The organism is Bacterioplanoides sp. (assembly GCF_965226395.1).
Classification (GTDB): domain Bacteria; phylum Pseudomonadota; class Gammaproteobacteria; order Pseudomonadales; family Oceanobacteraceae; genus Bacterioplanoides.
The window spans coordinates 1096086-1118773 of the sequence record NZ_OZ245358.1 but is presented as its reverse complement, the minus strand read 5'-3'; the positions used below and the strand labels follow the sequence as shown (position 1 = coordinate 1118773).

At 47.2% G+C, this 22688-nt stretch carries 15 protein-coding genes; 14 read left to right on the top strand and 1 reads right to left on the bottom strand.

The genetic code is table 11. From position 1 onward, the window contains the following. Nucleotides 1-192: 192 nt before the first annotated feature. The 14 genes from ACO05E_RS05090 (at nt 193) to ACO05E_RS05025 (ending at nt 20270) form a co-directional block, all read left to right on the top strand. On the top strand, nt 193-1254 hold the full coding sequence (locus tag ACO05E_RS05090) for a pilus assembly protein PilM (RefSeq protein WP_419813659.1): 1062 nt from the start codon (nt 193-195) through the stop codon (nt 1252-1254). Beyond that, a complete protein-coding gene (locus ACO05E_RS05085; protein WP_419811904.1) occupies nt 1254-1808 on the top strand; it encodes a PilN domain-containing protein in 555 nt (184 codons plus the stop codon). The genes ACO05E_RS05090 and ACO05E_RS05085 overlap by 1 nt, the downstream gene beginning before the upstream one ends. Next, nucleotides 1808-2452, top strand: coding sequence for a type 4a pilus biogenesis protein PilO (locus ACO05E_RS05080; protein WP_419811903.1), 645 nt, complete (start codon nt 1808-1810; stop codon nt 2450-2452). The genes ACO05E_RS05085 and ACO05E_RS05080 overlap by 1 nt, the downstream gene beginning before the upstream one ends. Nucleotide 2453: 1 nt before the next feature. Further along, a complete protein-coding gene (locus ACO05E_RS05075; RefSeq protein WP_419811902.1) occupies nt 2454-2993 on the top strand; it encodes a pilus assembly protein PilP in 540 nt (179 codons plus the stop codon). 2 nt (nt 2994-2995) lie between these two features. Next, entirely contained in the window at nt 2996-5104 is a 2109-nt protein-coding gene (locus ACO05E_RS05070) for a type IV pilus secretin PilQ (RefSeq protein ID WP_419811901.1), read from the top strand. 3 nt (nt 5105-5107) lie between these two features. Further along, a complete protein-coding gene (gene aroK, locus ACO05E_RS05065) occupies nt 5108-5617 on the top strand; it encodes a shikimate kinase AroK (RefSeq protein WP_419811900.1) in 510 nt (169 codons plus the stop codon). A 15-nt stretch (nt 5618-5632) separates the two neighbouring features. Further along, entirely contained in the window at nt 5633-6724 is a 1092-nt protein-coding gene (gene aroB / locus ACO05E_RS05060) for a 3-dehydroquinate synthase (RefSeq protein WP_419811899.1), read from the top strand. Between the two features lie 48 nt (nt 6725-6772). Further along, the gene (locus ACO05E_RS05055) at nt 6773-8323 is read left to right on the top strand and encodes an AAA family ATPase (RefSeq protein ID WP_419811898.1); all 1551 of its coding nucleotides are present in this window, start codon (nt 6773-6775) and stop codon (nt 8321-8323) included. 162 nt (nt 8324-8485) lie between these two features. Beyond that, a complete protein-coding gene (gltB, locus tag ACO05E_RS05050) occupies nt 8486-12934 on the top strand; it encodes a glutamate synthase large subunit (RefSeq protein WP_419811897.1) in 4449 nt (1482 codons plus the stop codon). Between the two features lie 48 nt (nt 12935-12982). Beyond that, nucleotides 12983-14416, top strand: coding sequence for an FAD-dependent oxidoreductase (locus ACO05E_RS05045; RefSeq protein ID WP_419811896.1), 1434 nt, complete (start codon nt 12983-12985; stop codon nt 14414-14416). Between the two features lie 190 nt (nt 14417-14606). Further along, on the top strand, nt 14607-16514 hold the full coding sequence (locus tag ACO05E_RS05040) for an Ig-like domain-containing protein (RefSeq protein WP_419811895.1): 1908 nt from the start codon (nt 14607-14609) through the stop codon (nt 16512-16514). 104 nt (nt 16515-16618) lie between these two features. Then, nucleotides 16619-18142: a diguanylate cyclase domain-containing protein gene (locus ACO05E_RS05035; protein WP_419811894.1), complete on the top strand. Its 1524-nt coding sequence runs from the start codon at nt 16619-16621 to the stop codon at nt 18140-18142. A 231-nt stretch (nt 18143-18373) separates the two neighbouring features. Continuing rightward, on the top strand, nt 18374-19237 hold the full coding sequence (locus ACO05E_RS05030) for an esterase/lipase family protein (RefSeq protein ID WP_419811893.1): 864 nt from the start codon (nt 18374-18376) through the stop codon (nt 19235-19237). Nucleotide 19238: 1 nt separating this feature from the next. Next, a complete protein-coding gene (locus ACO05E_RS05025; protein WP_419811892.1) occupies nt 19239-20270 on the top strand; it encodes a lipase secretion chaperone in 1032 nt (343 codons plus the stop codon). A 3-nt stretch (nt 20271-20273) separates the two neighbouring features. Here the strand turns inward: ACO05E_RS05025 and ACO05E_RS05020 are convergent, their stop codons facing one another. After that, nucleotides 20274-22649, bottom strand: coding sequence for an EAL domain-containing protein (locus ACO05E_RS05020; protein ID WP_419811891.1), 2376 nt, complete (start codon nt 22647-22649; stop codon nt 20274-20276). Nucleotides 22650-22688: the final 39 nt, after the last annotated feature.

The following is a 22688-nucleotide window of genomic DNA, read 5'->3' as shown; positions in this document are numbered from 1 at the left end:
AAAAAGTGCAGGGTGTGACTTGTGCATAAAAAAGAATGTCAATTTCCGTGAAAAGCCAGCTATTATGCGGGCTGGAGCATTATAAGGGTTTTTTGTCCTTTTAATAGGATTGTGCTTATAATGATTTCAACTCTATAGGATCTGAGTGAGCTTGTGCGTGCAAGTTCGCGAAATTGCGGGGATTTTATTGTGCTGGCCAGCCTGTTTAATAAAAAGAGCAAAGCGCTGATTGGTGTGGATATCAGTTCTACATCGGTCAAGGTGCTGGAGCTTAGTCATAATAATGGACGCTATCAGGTTGAAGCTTACGCGGCAGAGCCTTTACCACCGAATGCTATTGTTGAACAGGCTATCAGCAATGATGAGGCTGTTGGTGAGGCAATTCGAAAAGCGCTTGGTCGCTCGCGCACTTCAGCTAAACGTGCGGCAATTGCCGTTGCTGGTTCTGCGGTTATCACTAAAACCGTTCAGATGAGTTCCAAACTTAATGACGATGAAATGGATTTGCAGATCCGTGCCGAGGCCGATCAGTATATTCCCTACCCGTTAGAAGAAGTTGCTCTGGATTGGGAAGTTCAGGGGGAATCTGAACAAGCAGCCGATATGGTTGATGTTCTGTTAGCAGCTTGCCGTTCAGAAACGGTTGAACGCCGTAAAGATGCTGTTGAGTATGCCGACCTTGAAGCGGGTATTGTTGATGTTGAAGCTTTCTGTACAGAGCGTGCTTTCGATTTACTGCAAAGCCAACTAGACGGTGATGATATCGAGACAGTTGCTGTGCTTGATATTGGTGCAACCATGACCACACTGAGTGTGCTGCATGAAGGCAAATCAATTTACACCCGTGAACAGTTATTTGGTGGTCGTCAGCTAACGGAAGATATTATGCGCCGTTATGGGTTGTCTGAAGAAGAGGCGACACGCTCCAAACTGGACGGGGATTTACCGGATGACTACGAAAGTGAAGTACTGGATCCATTCCGCAAAGCGGTTGTGCAGCAAGTAAGTCGCTCTCTGCAATTTTTCTATTCTTCCAGCCAGTTCAACGATGTCGACTTTATTATCCTTGCTGGCGGCACTTCAGCGATTCCGATGTTGGCAGAGTGTGTTGAGGAAGAGCTGGGCGTTGCCACTCTGATCGCCAACCCTTTTATGAATATGACCTTGTCGCAAAAAGTAAATGCCAGTCTGTTAGCGAACGATGCCCCTTCACTGATGATTGCCTGCGGTCTGGCGATGAGGAGTTTTGACTGATGGCAAATATTAACCTATTGCCCTGGCGTGAGGAGCGCCGTGAACAGCGGAATAAAGATTATCATACGGCTTTAGTTGCTGTGGCTTTATGCGCTGGGTTCTTGTTATATCTGGTTTATGGCTATTATCAGGATGAAACGGCCGGCCAGAACGCTCGTAATGCTTATCTGGAAAAAGAAACAGAGGTGCTGGAAGCTAAAATTGCTGAAATTCGTACTTTGCAGGATACACGTCAGGATTTGATTGAAAGGATGGAGCTGATTCAAGCGTTACAGGGGAATCGACCGGTCATTGTCCGTGTGTTTGATGAGCTGGCCCGTTCTGTTCCTGATGATCTGTACTTCACCAATTTGGTTGTTAAGGGGGAGCAGGTTTCTGTTTCCGGTGTGGCGAAGTCCAATAATCGTGTTTCAGCTGTGATGCGTAACCTCGATCAGTCGGATTGGTTTACGAATCCGGTGCTTGTGAAAGTTGAGGCACAGCAGTTAAAAGCCCAGAATGAATTTGAGATCACCATGGTGCGTGTTAATCCTAAGCAGGAGGAGAGCGAGTAATGGCTGGTTTTAAAGATATTGACTGGAATGCACTTAAAGAAAAAATATCGGAAATTGAATTAGACGATATCAATAATATTGCCTGGGATAATATGGGGGGCTGGCCTCTTCCCGGGAAAGTTTTTTTTGCTGTACTGGTTTTTGTTGCATTGCTGATCGCTGGCAATATTTTTCTGATTACCGATATGCGCACTTCTTTAGCCAGTGCGGTTGCCAAAGAAGAAAAGCTAAAAGCAGATTTTGAACGTAAAGCTTTCCGTGGCGCTAATCTGGATGCTTACAAAGAGCAGATGATTGAGATGGAACAAAGTTTTGGCTCTTTATTAAAGCAGTTGCCGCGTGAAACTGAAGTACCGGGTTTAATTGATGATATCAGCTCGGCTGCGCTTGGTTCGGGGTTATCTTTAAATGGTATTGACCCTCAGGCTATTATCAGTACCGAGTTTTATAATGAACTGCCGATTGAAATTGAAGTTGAAGGCGGCTATCACGAGATGGGATCCTTTGTTTCTGCTGTGGCTTCACTTCCTCGGATTGTTACTTTGCACGATTTTACGATCAAAGAAGGTTCAGATAATGGGCGTTTGATCATGCAAATTCTGGCAAAAACCTACCAATACAGCAGCGATGAGGAGGGACGTTAATATGTTGCTTCGAATGGCTTTAGTCTTATTGACTGGTTCTTTGTTGGTGGGGTGCAGTAACTCTGGTGATGTGTCCGATTTGAAAATGTTCGTGTCGGACACTTTGTCTCAGCCCCGAGGACGAATTAGTCCTATCCCTGTGTTTAAACCTTACGAATTCTTTAACTACAGCGCTGCGGGTTTACGCTCACCATTTGAGCTTCCTGTGATTGTTGATGCTGATATTATTATTCCTCAGGAGCAGGATGATGTAGCTCCTGACTTTGATCGTCCCAAGGAGCACCTGGAGCAATTTGCTTTTGGTGAGCTTAGCATGGTCGGAACTATGCAAGGGCTTGATAATACATTGTGGGCTCTGGTTCGGGCGAGTGATGGTGGCGTTGTTCGAATTCGTGAAGGCCAGTTTATGGGGCAAAATCATGGACGAGTTGTTTCAATTCAGGAAAATCGTCTGAATGTTATTGAAATTGTGCCGAATGGTCTGGGTGGTTGGATTGAGCGACCAAGAACTTTGGCTCTGGATGGTATTGGAGAAGGCTGATTATGATAATGCAAAAGGTGGCCGTAAAAAGCACAAAAATAACGGCGATGATTGCCTTGCTATGCTCTATGGCGTTTTCTGCATGGGCGGTTGAGCTACAAAATATTCGCTTTGCTTCTTTGCCTGGTGATGTTACTGAAATCGAACTGGAGTTTGATGGAACACCACCTGATGTTAAAGGTTATACCATTGAAAAACCGGCACGGATCTCACTTGATATGATTGGTGCTGGCAGTGTTCTGAAAGCTAAGAAGCATCAGATCGGCACTGGTAATGCCCGTAGTGCCATGATCTTACCAACCAAGGATCGGACTCGCTTGGTGGTGAATTTGGTGACTCTAGTGGATTATTCTACGCGGGTAAATGGTAATACTCTGATTCTTAATGTGGGTTCTGCTGAATCCCAAGCACGTTTCTCTCAGGCTGATAACGCATTTACTCAAGCTCCATTATCTTCTGTTAATGAAATGAAAGTTGTTAACGTTGATTTTCGTCGGGGTGATCTGGGGGATGGGCAGATACAGGTGATGCTGAGTGACGATCGTGCTGCGGCGAATATTCGTCGCGAAGGCGGTAAAATTATTGCTGAACTGGAAAATGTTCGGTTGCCGGATGCGTTGCAGCGTCGTTTGGATGTAACTGATTTTGCCACTCCGGTACGGTTTGTTGATGCCAAGTATGAGGATGGAAAAACCATTCTGACGATTGACCCTACGGTTGACGATATTGAGTATCTGGCATATCAGACGGACAAACTTCTATCGATTAATGTGTCAGAATTACCGGAAGAAGCGGTAGAAGAACGTAAAAAACAATTCCCGTTCACCGGTGAAAAGCTATCCCTGAATTTCCAGAATATTGAAGTTCGTGCTGTGTTGCAGCTGATTGCTGACTTTACTGGCTTGAATCTCGTTGCTTCGGATACCGTACAGGGCAGTATTACCTTACGTTTACAGAATGTTCCCTGGGATCAGGCTTTGGATCTGGTATTAAAGACTAAAGCATTAGGTAAGCGTCAGATGGGTTCTGTTTTATTAATTGCCCCAGCTGAAGAGATTGCAGCACGGGAAAAAATTGAACTGGAAGCGGTCAAGCAAGTTGAAGAGCTGGCTCCACTGATCACAGAGTATATGCAGCTTAATTATGCTAAAGCATCAGATTTGGCGGACCTGCTAACATCGGAAGAAGGTCTGTTGTCGGCTCGCGGTACTGCTGTGGTTGATGAGCGAACTAATACTCTGTTAATGAAAGATACTGCCAGTAACCTGGAACGTGTGCGTGAGGCATTAGTATTGTTAGATGTTCCGGTACGTCAGGTATTGATTGAAGCTCGTATTGTGATTGCCAATACCAATGTTGGAGAGGAAATTGGCGTTCAGTGGGGGGGAGCCGGTTATAAAAACAATGGCGATAATTGGCAAACAATTGGTGGTAGTACTCAAACGGTAAGTGAAGCCAATCAAATTTTATTTGATCGGGCGACCAGTGAAAATGGCACTAGTGATCAGGAAATTAACTTCCCACAAGCGAATGTTGTGGACTTCGGTGTAACTAACCCTGCTGCAACTTCATTGGCGCTTGGCTATCAAACAGCCGATTACTTATTGAATCTTGAACTGGCTGCTATTGAAACGGATGGAAATGCGGAAATTGTTTCTCAACCCCGAGTAATTACTTCAGACGGTCAGACGGCAATTATTGAATCCGGCACAGAGATTCCTTTCCAGGAAGCATCCTCCAGTGGTGCAACCAGTGTGTCATTCCGTTCCGCGGTATTAAAGCTGGAAGTGACACCACAAATCACTCCGGATGATCGTATTATTATGGATTTAATTATTAATCAGGATTCCGTTGGGCAAGCTACTCCGGCTGGTCCAGCCATTGATACTAATGCGGTTGAGACTCAGGTGTTGGTTGATAATGGAGAAACGGTTGTTTTGGGGGGGATCTTCCGCTCAGAAGAAGTTAAAACTATTAATAAAACGCCCTTCCTTGGAGACTTACCGTTGATTGGGGCTTTATTCCGTTATACCAATTACACTGAAGAAAAGTCAGAATTATTGGTGTTTATCACCCCACGTTTGGTGAAGGACAGCTTAACCAGCCGCTGATTTATGAAGTTTCATTCTGTCTTTCTTGTTGGGCCAATGGGCGCTGGAAAAAGCACCATTGGTCGACTGCTTTCTACCGAACTGCAATGTGAGTTTCATGATTCTGATAAAGAAATTGAAGAGCGTTGTGGTGCTAACATTCCCTGGATTTTTGATATGGAAGGGGAGGTAGGTTTCCGCGAGCGGGAAGAGCATGCCATTGATGAATTAACGCAGTTAAATGACGTTGTCCTGGCAACGGGTGGTGGTGCGGTTATGCGTGAGCAAAACCGTAAACACCTGGCTGCTCGTGGCACGGTTGTGTATTTGTGTACATCTGTAGACCAGCAGCTTGCCCGCACAGCAAAAGATCGTAATCGTCCTTTACTCCAGCAGGAAAACCCAGAACAGGTTCTGCGTGACTTGTTTGCGGTACGGGACCCTTTATATCGAAGTATTGCTGACATTGTGATCGAAACTGACCAGCGTAACCCTAAATGGGTTGTTAATGAGCTGAAAAAACGCCTGAGCTAATTTGAAGTAAACAATATGAATACCTTAACCGTCGATTTGGGTGATCGCAGTTACCCGATTTTTATTGGCTCTGGCCTGTTGTCTGACCCCTCTTTGTACTCTCCTTATATTAAGGGCAAGCAAGTTCTGATTGTTACCAACACAACGGTAGCGCCGCTTTACCTAGAGCAAGTGCAATCTGCATTAACCAACTATCAGGTCGATGTGGTCGTATTGCCTGATGGCGAGCAGTACAAAAACCTGGAAACTCTGAATCTTATTTTCAACGCCTTGTTAGAAAAGCAACACAATCGTACAACCACACTGATTGCATTGGGTGGAGGTGTTGTTGGTGATATGACTGGCTTTGCGGCAGCGTCTTACCAGCGGGGTGTTAACTTTATTCAGGTACCCACGACACTGCTGTCGCAGGTAGACTCTTCTGTTGGTGGCAAAACTGGTGTTAATCATCCGTTGGGTAAAAATATGATTGGTGCCTTTCACCAGCCTCAGTGTGTGATTGCCGATACCCAAACCTTAACGACGCTACCCGAACGTGAACTGTCGGCAGGTGTTGCTGAAGTCATCAAATATGGCCTTATTTGTGACTACGAATTTTATGGCTGGCTGCAGAATAATACATCACGACTAATGCAGTGTGATTCCAAGGCGCTGGCTTATGCTATTGAGTGTTCTTGTCAAGATAAAGCCGATGTTGTGGCACAAGATGAAACCGAATCCGGCATTCGTGCCATTCTCAATTTGGGGCATACCTTTGGCCATGCAATTGAAGCGCACCAAGGATATGGTAACTGGTTGCACGGTGAGGCTGTGGGAACCGGGATGTTGATGGCGGCTGATCTGGGTTGTCGTATGGGAGATATCCAACCTGCTGAAGTGGCTGAATTGCGTGCATTATTAATACAAGCAAAGCTCCCGGTTGTTGGCCCGGAAGATATGGCTGTGGCGGATTACACATCGCGTATGCAAGTTGATAAGAAAGTTCTGGATGGCCGCATTCGCCTCGTGTTATTGCGTAAAATTGGTGAAGCTTATATAACATCAGATATATCTTTGGAGCTGCTTGAGCAAACACTAACTTCCGGAGAGCAACTGGGTATTTTCTGATTGATTATGATCAGAAGGTTGCGTTGGTGAGGAAAACTGTTGGGGGAAATGATGGACACGGAACTGAATCTGGAATCAGAACACAGCTTTCAGCAATCAGGTTCTGCTGAGAGCTTTTCTCAGCCACTGGTTCAACTCCTGCCAACGCAGCAAAAAAATCTCGAGTTATTATCTCATCTGGCTTCATACAGCGAACTCTTAATTGCCGTTAGTGGGCCTGCCGGTGTGGGGAAAACCACGCTGGCCAATGCCTTGTCGGCACATCGGGAAATGCCGGATGATACCATCACTCTGCAAGCCGACCTGATGACAAGCTCATTGATGGTGTTGCAAAAAATTGCTCTTAGCTGGGATCTGCCGCTGTTATCTGACAATCTGGTTGAGGCGAAAGAAGCGGTTCTGAAAGAGACCGCGGCTCAGAGTCAGGATGGCCGTTCTTTGTTGGTTATTATTGACCAGGCTGAGCAACTGGATGACGATACTCTAAATGAAATTGCTCATCTGGCCTTATTAGCCCCACAATCTTTGTCGTTTGCTTTATTTGGTGCCTCGGGGTTTGAGACCAGATTGCGGGAGAGCCCAACTCAGGCGCCCGTTCATACGCTGAAACCAGAAATGTTACCAGTTGAGGATGCCATTCTTCTGGTGGAGCAGGTGTTTGGCTCGGGAGCTGTTAATGACAAACAGTTGCAGGCCGCCTATTCCCGCTCAGAAGGTTTGCCTGGCGTGTTTTTAAAGGCACTGGAAGATCAGTTGCTGACAACAGATAACAGCCATCACCCTCTATCAGATAAAAGCCGGTTCCCGTTACTTCATATTGTTGCTGTGGCTGCCGTTGCAGCCGCTTTAGGGCTGTCATTTTTATACCAATCTCCTGAATCCCAGCTATCTGAACCCCAATTGCCTGAATCAAAGATGATAAAGGCTAAGCAAGAGCTTGATGACACTTTGCTCGCAGAGCAATCTGATAGCGCTGGTCCGGCAATAAAAGAAAGTGCAGTTGAAGTGATCTTTCAATCGGATGAGAAGACTGATCTGATCACGCCTGAAGTGGCGGTTGTGGGCCAATCTGCTGTCGCCGCTGCGCCTGAAGAGGTGTCAGTTGAAAAGGTGCCAGCTGTAGATAAACGTGAACGCTCAGATGAGGTTGTAGAGGAAGTTGCTGCAACAGACTTTAATTATCAATCGAGTACTGCGAAGTCAGAGGCAACCCCCGTTACAAAATCTGAGGAACAACCAGCTGTGGCTGCGGTTGCCGAAGTAACAAGCGTTGCACAGGCTCCGGGTCCTGTGACTTATTCCACCGATGAACAACAACTGCTGGATGCGTCAGGGTTTGTTGCTCAATTGTTAGGTTCTCATAAACGTTCGGGAGCCAATGATTTTATTGAGCGTTGGCAGAGCAAATTAAAAGGTCGTTTATACCTGTATCACACCACGCACAAAGGGAAAGACTGGCATGTCGTCGTTGCTGGTATGTATCCTGATCGCACGGCCGCTAAGGCCGCTGTATTGAAGATGCCAAAAGCATTGCGTGATCAATCTCCCTGGATTCGAAATGTCCAGTCTGTGCAAGAAATACTTAAATCGCGTAAGTAATTCTGCTTGCTCGAAAGTTAGTCAAATCCCAGTCAAATTTGTGGCAAACCGCTCTGATGTGTAGAATGAGCGTCCTTTTGTCTCGATGCTGCTCATTTTTTGAGCGCTTAGGCTGTGTAAGCCCTTGATTTAAATCGTTTTTTTACTGATGAGAGCTGTTCTATGAGAACTGGTCTGTACACCCCAGGCGACTTTAAGGACAACTGTGGTTTTGGATTGTTGGCACATTTAGAAGGTCAACCAAGCCACGAGCTGCTGACGACAGCAATCGAATCCTTAACGTGCATGACACACCGTGGTGGTATCGCTGCGGATGGTAAAACCGGTGATGGTTGTGGTTTGTTGCTGCAGAAGCCGGATTCATTCCTGCGTGCGGTAACCCAGGAAGCAGGTATGGCACTGCCAGCCCAATATGCGGTTGGTATGCTGTTTATGGACCTGGATCAGGCCATTTTTGAGAAGCAAAAAGCCGCTGTTGAACAAGCGATTCAGGATCAGGGCTTAACGGTTCTGGGATGGCGTACGGTACCTACCAGTAATGATTGTCTGGGTCCAATGGCGATTGATTGTTTGCCACGTTTTGAGCAGATTTTTGTTGCTCCGGGCGAAGAATTAAGCGAACAAGAACTGGCTGTTAAGCTGTTTTATGCACGTCGTTTTGCTGAAAAAGCATTGGCCGAGTATGCCGACTTTTATATTGCCAGCTTGTCTGAAAAGGTGCTGTCTTATAAAGGTCTGATGATGCCGGTCGACCTGCCGAACTTCTACTTGGACCTGGGTGACGAGCGCCTGGAAACCGCTATTTGTGTATTCCACCAGCGTTTCTCGACCAACACCATGCCACGCTGGCCACTGGCTCAGCCATTCCGCATGCTGGCACACAATGGCGAAATTAACACGATTCAGGGTAACCGTAACTGGGCTAACGCTCGTGCCAGCCAGTTTAATACCGAATTGTTACCGAATCTGCAGGATCTGACGCCGATTGTTAATACGACCGGCTCTGACTCCTCATCGATGGATAACATGCTGGAACTGCTGGCAACCGGTGGTATGAACCTGTTCCGTGCCGTTCGTATGATGATTCCGCCAGCTTGGCAGAATGTTGAAACCATGGATGCCGATTTACGTGCTTTCTACGAGTACAACTCCATGCATATGGAGCCATGGGATGGCCCGGCAGGTCTGGTAATCACAGATGGCCGTTATGCCGTTTGTGGCCTGGACCGTAATGGTCTGCGTCCATCACGCTGGGTGATCACTAAGAACAACTTTATTACCGTTGCTTCTGAAATCGGCACCTACGATTACAAGCCGGAAGACGTTGTGGCTAAAGGCCGTGTTGGCCCGGGCCAGATGCTGGCGATTGATACTCAGGAAGGCAAACTGCTGCACACTGAAGATATCGATAACGCACTGAAGCAGGCTCAGCCATATAAGAAATGGCTGAAAGAAAATGCTGTTCGTCTGGAAAGCTCTCTGTACCTGAAGCATGCCGGTCTGGAAGATATGACTGGCGATGCACTGAATACCCATCAGAAACTGCATCTGATCACTAACGAAGAGCGTGATCAGGTACTGCGTCCTATGGCCGAAGGGGGTCAGGAAGCAACGGGTTCTATGGGGGACGATACGCCGATGGCGGTTTTATCCCAGCGTGTACGTCATGTTGCTGACTATTTCCGTCAGCAGTTTGCTCAGGTGACCAATCCACCGATTGATCCGCTGCGTGAATCCATTGTGATGTCATTGGAAACCTGCATCGGTGGCGAGAAAAATGTTTTTGAAGAAAGTGCTGATCACGCGAATCGTATTATTCTGACGTCGCCGGTACTGTCACCGCTGAAGTTTGTGGGCCTGACCAGCAACAACAGTGATGCCTTTAAGCACATTAAGCTGAGCATGGCTTTCGATCCGGTTGTTGGTCTGCAACAAGCCATTATTGATCTGGCTGACAAAGCCGAGCAGGCGGTTCGTGATGGTTATGTGGTGCTGATCCTGTCCGACCGTGAGGTTAGCGAAGATCAGATGCTGATTCCGGCGCCGATGGCGACCGGTGCGGTTCACCACCGTCTGGCACAAAAAGGTTTACGTACCAACGGTAATATTGTGGTTGAAACCGGCGCTGCCCGTGATGCACACCAGTTCGCCGTATTGCTGGGCTTCGGTGCAACGGCGGTATACCCGTGGTTAGCATTCGACGTATTAACCGACTTACACCGCACTAACGAACTGTTGGGTGATCCACTGAAATCCCATCAGAACTTCCGTAAAGCAATTCGCAAAGGCTTGTTGAAGATCCTGTCTAAGATGGGTATCTCTACTATTGCCTCTTACCGTGGTTCGCAGTTGTTTGAAGCGGTGGGTCTGAGCAAAGAAATTGTTGATCTGTGTTTCTGCGGTGTGACCAGCCGTATCGAAGGCGCTGAGTTCACTGATTTTGAAGATGATCTGAACATCATTAAAAGTGTTGCCTGGAAAAAGCGTAAAAAGCTGGAGCAAGGTGGCCTGCTGAAATACGTACACGGTGGCGAATACCATGCGTATAACCCGGATGTGGTTAAAAACATTCAGGAAGCGGTACAAACCAACAGTCAGGCGGCTTACGATCGCTTTGCTGATCTGGTGAATAAACGCCCGACGGCAACCATCCGTGACCTGCTGTCACTGCGTAAAGATGTTGCTGCTATTGATATCTCTGAGGTAGAAGCGGCTGAAAAGATTTTCCCACGTTTCGATACCGCAGCTATGTCGCTGGGTGCTCTGTCTCCGGAAGCGCACGAAGCGTTAGCGGAAGCGATGAACGAGCTGGGTGGTCGTTCTAACTCGGGTGAAGGTGGTGAAGATCCGCTGCGTTATGGCACTGCCCGTAACTCTAAGATCAAACAGATCGCCTCTGGCCGTTTTGGTGTAACCCCACACTACCTGTCCAGCGCGGAAGTGCTGCAGATTAAAGTGGCGCAGGGTGCGAAGCCGGGTGAAGGTGGTCAGCTGCCGGGCGGTAAGGTGAACAACCTGATTGCCACACTGCGTTACTCGGTGCCGGGTGTGACACTGATTTCACCACCACCACACCACGATATTTACTCGATCGAAGATTTAGCTCAGCTGATTTACGATCTGAAGCAAGTGAATCCGCAAGCACTGGTGTCGGTGAAGCTGGTGTCTGAGCCAGGTGTTGGCACGATTGCCGCTGGTGTTGCCAAAGCCTACGCTGACCTGATTACCATCTCCGGTTATGACGGTGGTACCGCCGCTTCGCCGCTGACGTCGATTAAATATGCTGGTTCTCCTTGGGAGCTGGGTCTGTCTGAAGCGCATCAGGCGCTGCGTGGAAATGATCTGCGTGGCAATGTGCGGGTGCAAACCGATGGTGGCTTGAAGTCCGGTCTGGACGTGGTTAAGGCAGCGATTCTGGGTGCAGAATCCTTCGGTTTCGGCACGCTGCCAATGGTAGCGGTAGGCTGTAAATACCTGCGTATCTGTCACCTGAATAACTGTGCAACCGGTGTTGCCACTCAGGATGATAACCTGCGTGACAAGCACTACATCGGCACTGCTGATATGGTAAAAAACTACTTCCGCTTTGTGGCTGAAGAAGTACGTAGCCTGATGGCATCCATTGGTGTGCGTTCTCTGGAAGAGCTGGTCGGTCGTACTGACCTGCTGGAAGTACTTGATGGCAGCACTCAGAAACAACGTAATCTGGATCTGACGCCAATCCTGAGCAACGACCTGATTCCGGCGGATAAGCCACATACTTGTCAGGTTGACCGTAACCGTCCATACGATGAAGGCCTGCTGGCTGAGCGTATGGTGGAAGAAACACTGTCGGCGATTGAAACCAAAGCCGGTGGTGAGTTCAGCTTCCACATCACTAACTGTGATCGCTCTGTGGGCGCTCGCCTGTCGGGTGAAATTGCTAAGCGTCATGGCAACCAAGGCATGGCTGATAAACCAGTACGCCTGAACCTGACCGGTATTGCTGGTCAGTCGTTTGGTGTCTGGAATGCCGGTGGTCTGGAAATGGTACTGGAAGGCGACGCCAACGATTACGTCGGTAAAGGCATGACCGGCGGTAAGCTGGTGATCTTCCCGCCAAAAGGTTCTGAATTCCGCACCAATGACACCTCGATTGTGGGTAACACCTGCTTATACGGCGCAACTGGCGGTAAGTTGCTGGCAGCTGGCCGTGCTGGTGAGCGTTTTGGTGTGCGTAACTCAGGTGCTCATGCGGTTGTTGAAGGTGCCGGTGACCACTGCTGTGAATACATGACCGGTGGTTTGGTGTGTGTACTGGGTGAAACCGGTTACAACTTCGGCGCGGGCATGACCGGTGGTTTTGCTTACGTTCTGGATCGTGATAACAGCTTTGTTGATAAGTACAACCATGAGCTGGTGGATATTCACCGTATCGCTAACGAAGAAACGGAAGCACACCGAAACCATTTACGTGGCGTGATTCGTGAGTTTGTTGCAGAAACTGGCAGTGCCTGGGGTCAGGAGATTCTTGATGACTTCGATGGCTTTATCGGTAAGTTCTGGCTGGTTAAGCCAAAAGCCGCTGACTTACAACAATTGCTGAACAACACCCGTGCTCGTCCTGAATAAGCGGACACATAAGAGAGAAGCGGTCAGGACGAGAGAGAGAGGTTCAAGATGTCGCAAGGTTTAAACAACAATCGTCTGAATAATAACTTTCAGTTTGTTGAGGTGGGTCGCCAGGACCCATCCAAAAAATCGGTAGCAACGCGTAAAGCGCAGTTTGTTGAGATTTACCAGCCGTTCCGTCAGGAGCAGGTAACCGACCAGGCACACCGTTGTTTGGCATGTGGTAACCCGTACTGTGAGTGGAAATGCCCGGTTCACAACTTTATTCCTAACTGGCTGAAACTGGCCAGTGAAGGCAACATAATGGAAGCGGTTGAGTTGAGTCATCAGACCAATACACTGCCAGAAGTGTGCGGTCGGGTATGCCCGCAAGATCGTCTGTGTGAAGGCTCTTGTACCCTGAACGACGGCTTTGGTGCGGTAACCATTGGTAATGTTGAGAAATACATTACTGATACAGCGTTTGCCATGGGCTGGCGCCCGGACATGAGCAAAGTTGTACCAACCGGTAAGCGTGTTGCCATTATTGGTGCTGGCCCGGCGGGCTTAGGTGCGGCTGATATTCTGGTACGTAATGGTGTGACCCCGGTGGTCTTTGATAAGTACCCGGAAATTGGCGGCCTGCTGACCTTTGGTATTCCAGAGTTCAAGCTGGAAAAGAGCGTGATGTCTAACCGTCGCGAAGTGTTTGAAGGCATGGGCGTGGAATTCCGCCTGAACACTGAAGTGGGTAAAGACGTCGATTTCCAGAGCATCATTGATGAATTTGATGCGGTATTCCTGGGTATGGGCACCTACAACTACATGAAAGGTGGTTTCCCGGGTGAAGATCTGCCGGGCGTACACGATGCATTAGATTTCCTGATTGCTAATGTGAATCGCAATCTGGGCTTTGAAAAAGACGCCGCTGACTTTATCGATATGAAAGGTAAAAAGGTAGTGGTCTTAGGTGGTGGTGATACCGCGATGGACTGTAACCGCACCTCGATTCGCCAGACTGCCAATAGCGTTACCTGTGCCTATCGTCGTGATGAAGCCAACATGCCGGGTTCTGTACGGGAAGTACAGAATGCGCGTGAAGAAGGTGTGCAGTTCCTGTTTAACCGTCAGCCAGTTGCCATTGTTGGTGAAGACAAGGTGGAAGGCGTTAAGGTGGTTACTACGGAAATGGGGGAGCCGGATGAAAACGGCCGCCGTCGCCCTCAGGTTGTTGAAGGTTCAGAAGAAATCCTGCCAGCTGACGCTGTACTGGTTGCCTTTGGTTTCCGCCCAAGCCCGGCTCCATGGTTCAAAGACTTCGGTATCGAGCTGAACAGCTGGGATGGCGTGGTTGCACCGGAAGAGCAGGAGTTTAAGTTCCAGACAAGCAATCCAAAAGTCTTCGCTGGCGGAGATATGGTGCGTGGCTCTGATCTGGTGGTGACGGCCATCTGGGAAGGTCGCCAGGCAGCCGAAGGCATTCTGGACTATCTGGATGTATAAACAGCCAGACGTTTAAGAGACACTTGCAAAACCGTCCCTGAAAAAATAAAAGCGCGTTAGTGTTTAGGCACTTACGCGCTTTTTTTGTTAAAGCTTGTGAACTAAATAGTATTAACAGTTCGCTGGTCAGTGCTATGCTAGCCAGTTATCAGAGACTGATTGGGATAAACCTCAGATGGAGCGATTGCGTATGTTTAAGCCCACGGCGATAGCCATTCCGTTATTAACCTTGTTTCTAGCTGCCTGTGGTGGCAGTGGCGGGGGAAGTGATGTTGTCAGCAATGAAACCACTAACAATAATGAAGAGGACGGAGGAAGTACTACTGTTGATAATGGTGATGGTACTTCTGATGACGTGACAACCAATACTTCTATTGATAACCCTCGTTTAGGAACTGGTAGCGGTGCCAGCTTTTCCGTTGGGTCACTAGAGATTACAAACAATAACTTAAGTGCTGGTGGTACCACGAATATCTCTGCCAATATTGTTGATATTGATAGTAATAATGCAAAAATTGTTTCTACAGAATATGAGGTGGAGTTCAGTTCAAGCTGCTCAGCTCAGGTTCCGGCAAAAGCCAGTTTCAGCCGTCAGAGAGTCAGAACATCCAGTGGGGAAGTGAGTGTGACTTATGAAGCTCAAGGGTGCTCTGGAACAGATATTATATCTTTCCGCCTGTTTGCACCGGGCGCCACGGGCGATATTAATACCAATACGGCGGTTCATACTGCAACAGGTACACTGACCGTAGCATCTCCAGAGGTTGGTGCTATTACTTTTGGGTCTGTCAGTGCTCCCGCAATATCTATCTCAACCATTGCTAACTCGGCGCTGCCGAAATTCTCTTCAATTACTTTTATTGTATTGGATGAAACGAATAATCCAATTGAGGGTAAAACGGTTAATTTTGAGCTAACCAACTCAGCTGGTGGCATCTCTTTGGCTTTACCTTCGGCTATCACAAATGAGTCGGGAGAGGCTATTGCTAATATTCGATCCGGTACCGCGAATGCTATTACATCCGTTGTAGCAACAACATTGGCAAATGATAACGTGACTGAAATATCAACCAATTCTTTACCTGTTGCTGTGACCACGGGTCTTGCCGATCAGGATAGCTTTGAAGTTGTTGCTAATATCCTCAACCCTGGGAGTTATGATTTTTCTGGTGTTGAAGTAGAAGTTACGGCCTTTGTTGGAGATCAGTTCCAAAACCCTGTCCCTGACAATACAATTGTTAATTTTACAGCTGAAAGCGGCTTGATTCCTCCATCCTGTTTAACACTGAATGGCTCCTGCTCAGTCACATGGAGGAGTACTGGCTACCGCCCGGGTCAAGAACGCGATCCGGAGTATTCAGGCCTAAATCGTGTTAATGAAACAGATCCTGTTCGTGGCAGCAGTGCTAACGGACTAACAACTATTTTGGCATACACCGAAGGCGAAGCTGGTTTTACTGATAGTAATAATAATGGTGTTTACGATACAGGGGAGTCTTTTGAAGCGTTTGCAGAAGCGGTAAGAGATGATGACAAGCTTAACTTACAACTAAATAGTGATACAACAGAGTTAGATGTTAATGCTAATGGCCCTATTGAATTTTTTGCTGATTATGACAGCGATGGAATACATGATCTGGCACCAACCTTATACCAAGGTGCTTTATGTTCTGATGCTGCAAGATCAGTTGGCCATTGTGGTTCCATGATGCATGTTCGCGATTCTGTAGTCATTAGCCAGGCGACTATACAGCCAAATCAGATACTCTTGTTTGAGTCCGCTAATGGTAGGGATTTTACACTGTTCAATGGTTCATTAGGTGCCTCTGGCAGTTTCTTTGTATATATTGCAGATCAAAACCTGAGTAAAGCCGCAGCAAGTACTAGCCTTTCTGTCACTGGTGATGGTTATGAAATTTTTGGAAGAACGGGCGATGTGGGTAATGATATTGGTTTATTAGATAGCAATTTTACCGGCCTACCATCACGGTTTGGTGATCTTTTTCTGGTAAACTACGTCCAAGAGGGTGCCGCAGTAAGCATTGAGGTAACGATTACAGCACCTGGAGGTTCGATATCACGTTTACTTACACCATAAACTAAGTACGGCCCTGAATTCTCAGGGCCTTTTTGTTTCTTTCGCTCCGCTAACTGCAGAAAACTCAGCTACGCTTATTGCAAAGGATTGACGGTTGCTGAGCTATGTTCCATTCCAAGTCTAAAAAATCACGTTTGCCGGTGTTATACGGGTTACTGACGATTATGACCTTGTTAGGTCTGGTAACGTCTTTAATTCTGGCTTGGTCGTGGAATATGCAGAGTCTGAAGCACGAGTTTGACTCAGAAAGCTACGTGATCAGTCAGTACGTTCGGGAGAAGATGGCCCAGAATGAAACCTTACTGGTTGGTTTATTTACGTATTTCAAAGGTAAAGATTCTGTTGATCTGAATTCGGTTCGCAACTATGCCAGCATTATGGCACGTCGCTTCCCTCATGTTCATATGTTTCAGGTGGCTCAGTTTGTTGAAGATGAAAACTGGCAGGAATATGAACACTATATGCAGCAACAACTCATTGATCCGGCGGTACTTCGGTTTGTCAGTGGTGAAGGTCTGGTACCTCAGAGAATCATTAATGATGATCAGGCCCTGCCAGTGATTATGATTGAGCCGGCTATCGAAGCTTCGCGCCTTGGTCTGGATCTGAAAACCATCGATTTTATTAATGATCATATCCCTCAGGATATCAGTGAAAAAATTGTACCGACCGAACCGTTTCAATTACTGGATGATGAACCGGTTATGGTGATGATGCAGATTGTGGTACACCAGTCTGTGCCACAGTTTTTGTCATTGCTGGTGGTTAAAGTCAGTGATTTATTGCCCTCTATTGCCGATCAATGGCACCTTGGGGTGGAATTGTTTGCCGTCACAGAGCAAAACCGTTTTCGTTTGGTTGGTAAACAAAGTGACGTAGTACACGATGGTTTATTGCGCTTTTTCCCGGTATTACATACAACCAGAGAAATCTCTCTCAGTGACTACACGCTGGAAGTACAGTTCTCCCGACCTCTGACCTGGGCTGATATTAAATGGAGCTGGCTGGTGATTGTGGTTATGGGAATTATTGTTTTCCCGACGTTATACCGGCAAATGTTTCATATTCATTCACGGTTTGAGGCGGGTGAAGAAGAAAAGCGCCGTCAGCTTTATCAGCAGGCGAACTACGATGGCTTAACCGGGCTACCGAACCGCTATAGTTTTGATGAGTATGCTCAGCGCTTATTATCAACTGCTGAGCGATCAAAAGCCGATATGGCAGTCTTTTATCTGGATCTTGATGGCTTCAAAGCGATCAATGATCAGCTGGGGCACGATACCGGAGATTATGTGCTGGAACAGGTTGGTAAAGGTTTGGCCAGCGCATTGCGCCGTGGTGATATGGCGGCTCGCCTGGGAGGTGACGAATTTATTGTTTTAGTTGATCCGATTGAAACCATGGATCAGCTGCTGATGATTCAAAAACGCCTGCAACGGGTTGTTGAAGATATAAATGGTCCGCGTCTGGCGCCACTGAGTATTTCAGCCAGTATTGGTTACGCTTATACCTCTGATCATGGCTACGACTTATCTGAGTTGATGAAAACAGCTGACACCGAGATGTACCGGCAAAAACGCAGGCATCATGAGGTGACAGGATCTTTCGTGACAAATACTGGCGTTTAATTTCTACGCAGGCGTTTTCGGTCTGCTCCCTCCGGCGACAATCGTGATCTGGCGTTCAGGAACCTGTCGATCAATGGACGGTTTTCTACACTGTCTTCGAATATCTGCAGCAGACAGATAATGAGCTACCTCAAACAATAAAAACACACAGGACTCATTCTTATGAAGATGCGAACGATCGTCATTGTTATGGCTTTTATCAGCGTATGCTTTTCTCATCATGGCTGGTCAATGTCAAAACCTCCCGCGACCGGATATACACAAACCAAATATCCAATAGTTCTGACGCATGGCCTGTTTGGCTTTGATGACATTCTCGGTATTGATTACTGGTATAAAGTTCCGGAAACGCTACGCCAGGATGGTGCAGACGTATACGTTACGGTTGTTGCGAATGCCAATACCCCGGAAATTCGCGGCGAGCAATTAATTCCGCAAGTTGAGCAGATACTGGCGATCACGGGTGCTGAAAAAGTTAACCTGATCGGGCACAGCTTAGGTGGCCCAACGGTGCGTTATGTCGCCTCGGTCCGCCCGGATTTAGTCGCTTCTGTCACCACGGTTGCAGGGGTTAACCGGGGAGTGCCATCGTCTTTGCCGGACGACCTGTCGCCGGCTTCTGAACAATTACTGAATACTTTTGGCAATATTCTGCCTAATTTAATTGATGGTATTACCGGCGTTGATTTTGAGCAGGACTATCTTGCGGCATTGCGTTCCATGACACCGGAACAATCAGCTGTGTTTAATGAGCTGCACGGTGATGGCATTCCGGATACCGAATGTGGCGAAGGTGCTTATGAAGTTAATGGCATTCGCTATTATTCCTGGAGCGGTGCCCAGCCAACAACCAATGTACTCGACCCCAGTGATATTCTGACGGCTTTGGGCGCGAATAATTTTCCGGAAGGTGTCGCTAATGATGGCGCTGTCGGAAGCTGTTCATCACGCCTGGGTATGGTGATTCGTGATGACTTCAGTATGAATCATCTGGATGAAGTGAATCATTTATTTGGTATTCATGATCTGGCAGAAACGGATCCGCTAACGGTTTTCCGCACCCATGCCAATCGTTTAAAAGAAGCCGGGCTATAACATGAAATATCTGCGTTGGTATGGCTGGGGACGTTGGCTTTTTGCAGCGCTATTGCTGATGATCATTATGGCTTATCTGGTATCGCCCGGAGAGCTGATGGTGGTTGGTTCTGAGTCACAATATTCCAGTCATGTCAGCGCAGAGAATTCTGATGTAACCGGTACTGCGACGTATATTGATGAATTTAATGGCTGGTTCAGCAGTCTTAAAACATTTCGGGGTGCAACCGTTGATGGTGCATTACAGGTTGATGCCGACGGTGAGTTGGTTATTAATCTGGCTTTACGGCAATGGTTGGATTTTCATTTATCCGCTCAGGGAGAAGTACCCCTGAGCCAGATATTGACGCTTATGCAGGAAAAAATACAGCAATTACCCATGCCTGGCAGAGATCAGGCTGCGCTGCTGTTAATGCAATATGTCGGTTATCTGGATGCGTTGAAATATTATGATGCCGAACAGCAAAAACGTATTACCCTTGCTCAGTCCGATGATATTTTTGCGCGTATACGCTGGCAACAACGACTGAGAAAAGAGTGGTTGAGTGCCGAGGTTGTTAATGCCTTTTTTGCAGCAGATGAAGCGATGGATAATCACACCATTGCCAAATTACAGGCTTATCAATCTGAGGCTGATCAGGAAACGCTACAGTCGTTAGATCAGCAGCTTCCAGAGGCGCTTCAGCAGATGAAACGTCAGACCCGCAGTGTGGTTGAACTTAATCAAACGGAGCAACAGCTGACAGAAAAGGGAGCCAGTTCTGAAGAAGTTCATCTTTGGCGGCAACAGCGTTTTGGTCATGAAGCTGCTACCCGCCTGGCAATGGTGGATAAGCGGCAGGCTGCTTGGCAACAGAAAGTAAAACGCTATCAGCGTTATCAGCGAGAGCTTGAGGCCGGAACTGCTGAATCCAGCGGGCTTGATACTGAAAGCCTTCAGACATTACTCCGCGATTACCGCAATCAACATTTTACCGCGAATGAAAGAAAGCGCCTTAACGCTGCAATGATGATGCTTTCTGATGAGCCATAACGGTCAGAAAATTGATTGAATGTTATCGCCCATAACATAGCGTTGCTGAAACTCTTTTTCAGGAAGAGGGCGGCTGAAATAGTAGCCCTGATAACTGTAACAGTTCATCTCAGACAACATACTCAGCTGCTGATCGTTTTCCACACCTTCGGCCACCAGTTTTAATTTCAAGGTATTGACCATGGCAATGATGGCACGAACAATTGCCTCGTCGTCGGCATCTGAGGTGATGTCGTTAATAAATGAGCGGTCGATTTTCAGTTTGCCTAAAGGAAACTGCTTCAGGTAACTCAGAGAGGAGTAGCCGGTTCCGAAGTCGTCCATGGCAAAGTCGACTCCGAGCTCATTAATTTTCTGCATCAGACGGATATTCTCGTTCAGGTTATCCATCAGCAGACTTTCGGTGATCTCCAACTCCAGTTGCTCGGCCGGAAATTGATACTTATCCAGCGTATTTTTAACCCGTGTGACAAATTGCTCGCTGAGCTGGCGTGCAGAAACATTCACAGAAATAATCAGGTTCAGACCGAATTGTTTATTCCAGCGACTGAAAACGGAACAAGCCTGATCCAGTGCCCAGTCGCCGATTTCTTTAATCATGCCGGTCTCTTCTGCAATCGGAATAAAATCAACCGGAGAGATCATCCCGCGCTCTGGGTGATTCCAGCGGATTAACGCTTCTGCTCCTAACAATACATTGCTTTCCGTGGTTACCTGAGGCTGGTAATGCAGTTCAAATTGACCGAGTTTAATCGCTTTGCGTAATTCATTTTCCAGTATTAAACGTTCTTTTGCCTGATGATTCATATCATTGGAAAAGAACTGATAACAGTTGCCGCCTTTTTCTTTGGCTTTATACATAGCGGTATCGGCATGCTGCATTAACTCATTAGACTCCGTTGCATTATCCGGATACAAACTGATGCCAATGCTGCAGGTGGTGCTGAGCTTGTAGTAATCCAGCTGAAAGGTCTGTGCCAGAATATCGCGGATATGATGCGCCAGAACAATAATGTCTTGTGACTCTCCGGGATTGTTCATCATGATGATAAATTCATCCCCCCCTAACCGGGCTAACAGGTGTTTTTCATTTACGGCTTTTTTTAGCCGCTCTGATACAAGACGAATCAGGCGGTCGCCCACCTGATGGCCGAGTGATTCATTGATGGTTTTAAAACGATCCAGATCAATCAACAATAAAGCAAACGGCTGCTGATGCTGAGTATCACGATTGATATGGCTGATCATTTCGTCATTAAAACAATAGCGGTTTGCCAGTTCCGTCAGAGGATCGCGAGTGGCTAAATACTCAACCTGCTGCTGTGATAATTTTTGATCGGTAATATCAACCAGTAAACCTTCAATGATCAGATTACCGTTTTTACTGGTGGTGATCTGGCCTTTGTTCATGGCCCAACGGCTTTTATTGCCTTGGGTCAGGCGACACACAAATTCAAACGAAGACTGTTCTTTAACGTGCTTTTCAATCTGACGAATAACATTGTCTTTGTCATCTTCATGCAGAAAATCCAGTAGCGAATAGTGGTGCAGAGCAAAGTCATCCGCGGGTAGGGAGAAAATATGCTCGCTGCCCTGAGTCACAAACTTCAGTTTGTAACTCGGATAATCAGCCTGATAAGCGCACCCGGAAATATTATTGAGAAACAGAGAGGTCGTGCTTTCAGATTTTTTCAGCGATTTAATAAACACCTTTTCTTTGGTCAATAATTTCAGATGATTACTTCTTTCCCGGTAAAAACTGAAGTAGATGGCGAGGCTGGTCAGCAGCCAAAGAACCACACCCGCAATACTGCTCCGGGCAAAGCGTTGGTAAACATCGGTTATCGGCAGGGCGACTTCAATCAGTAACTCCTGACTGCCTGCTACCTGATCATTGGCTGCTGACACTGACATAATACGCCGGTAAACCGCCTGATTATTGAGGTTGTCATTTTTGTCGCTGTAATGCAGTGGGGTGTTAGCGTGTTGTTGCAGTGAGCTCAGAACGCGTAACGGCACTTCTTCACCTAACAGGTGACTGAGATCAGCGGCCTTCTCAGGGTGATCCAGATCCATCAGATAGCCATCAGTCGAATATAAGGTCAGGCTCAGGTTTTGGTACAGTCGGGTACGGATAAGCCCGGGGTATTCCTGAGTGCTCAGTGATGATAATGGTGTGTGACTCAGTACCAGTTGCTGCTCAAGCGTCTGGAAGTAACTTCGTTGTTGGCGTTCAAACTCATCATTAATCAGGGCTTTGGTATCGCTCCATAAGCCCATCAGATGAAAAATCAGAACAGCACAAGACAGCAACCAGATCGTCAGGTAACGGTTGATTAATGGCTTAGTTGATTTGCTCCGGGATAAAAACGAATGCATGAGAATCCGGTAGAGATGTATATTCCAGATTCAGTATAG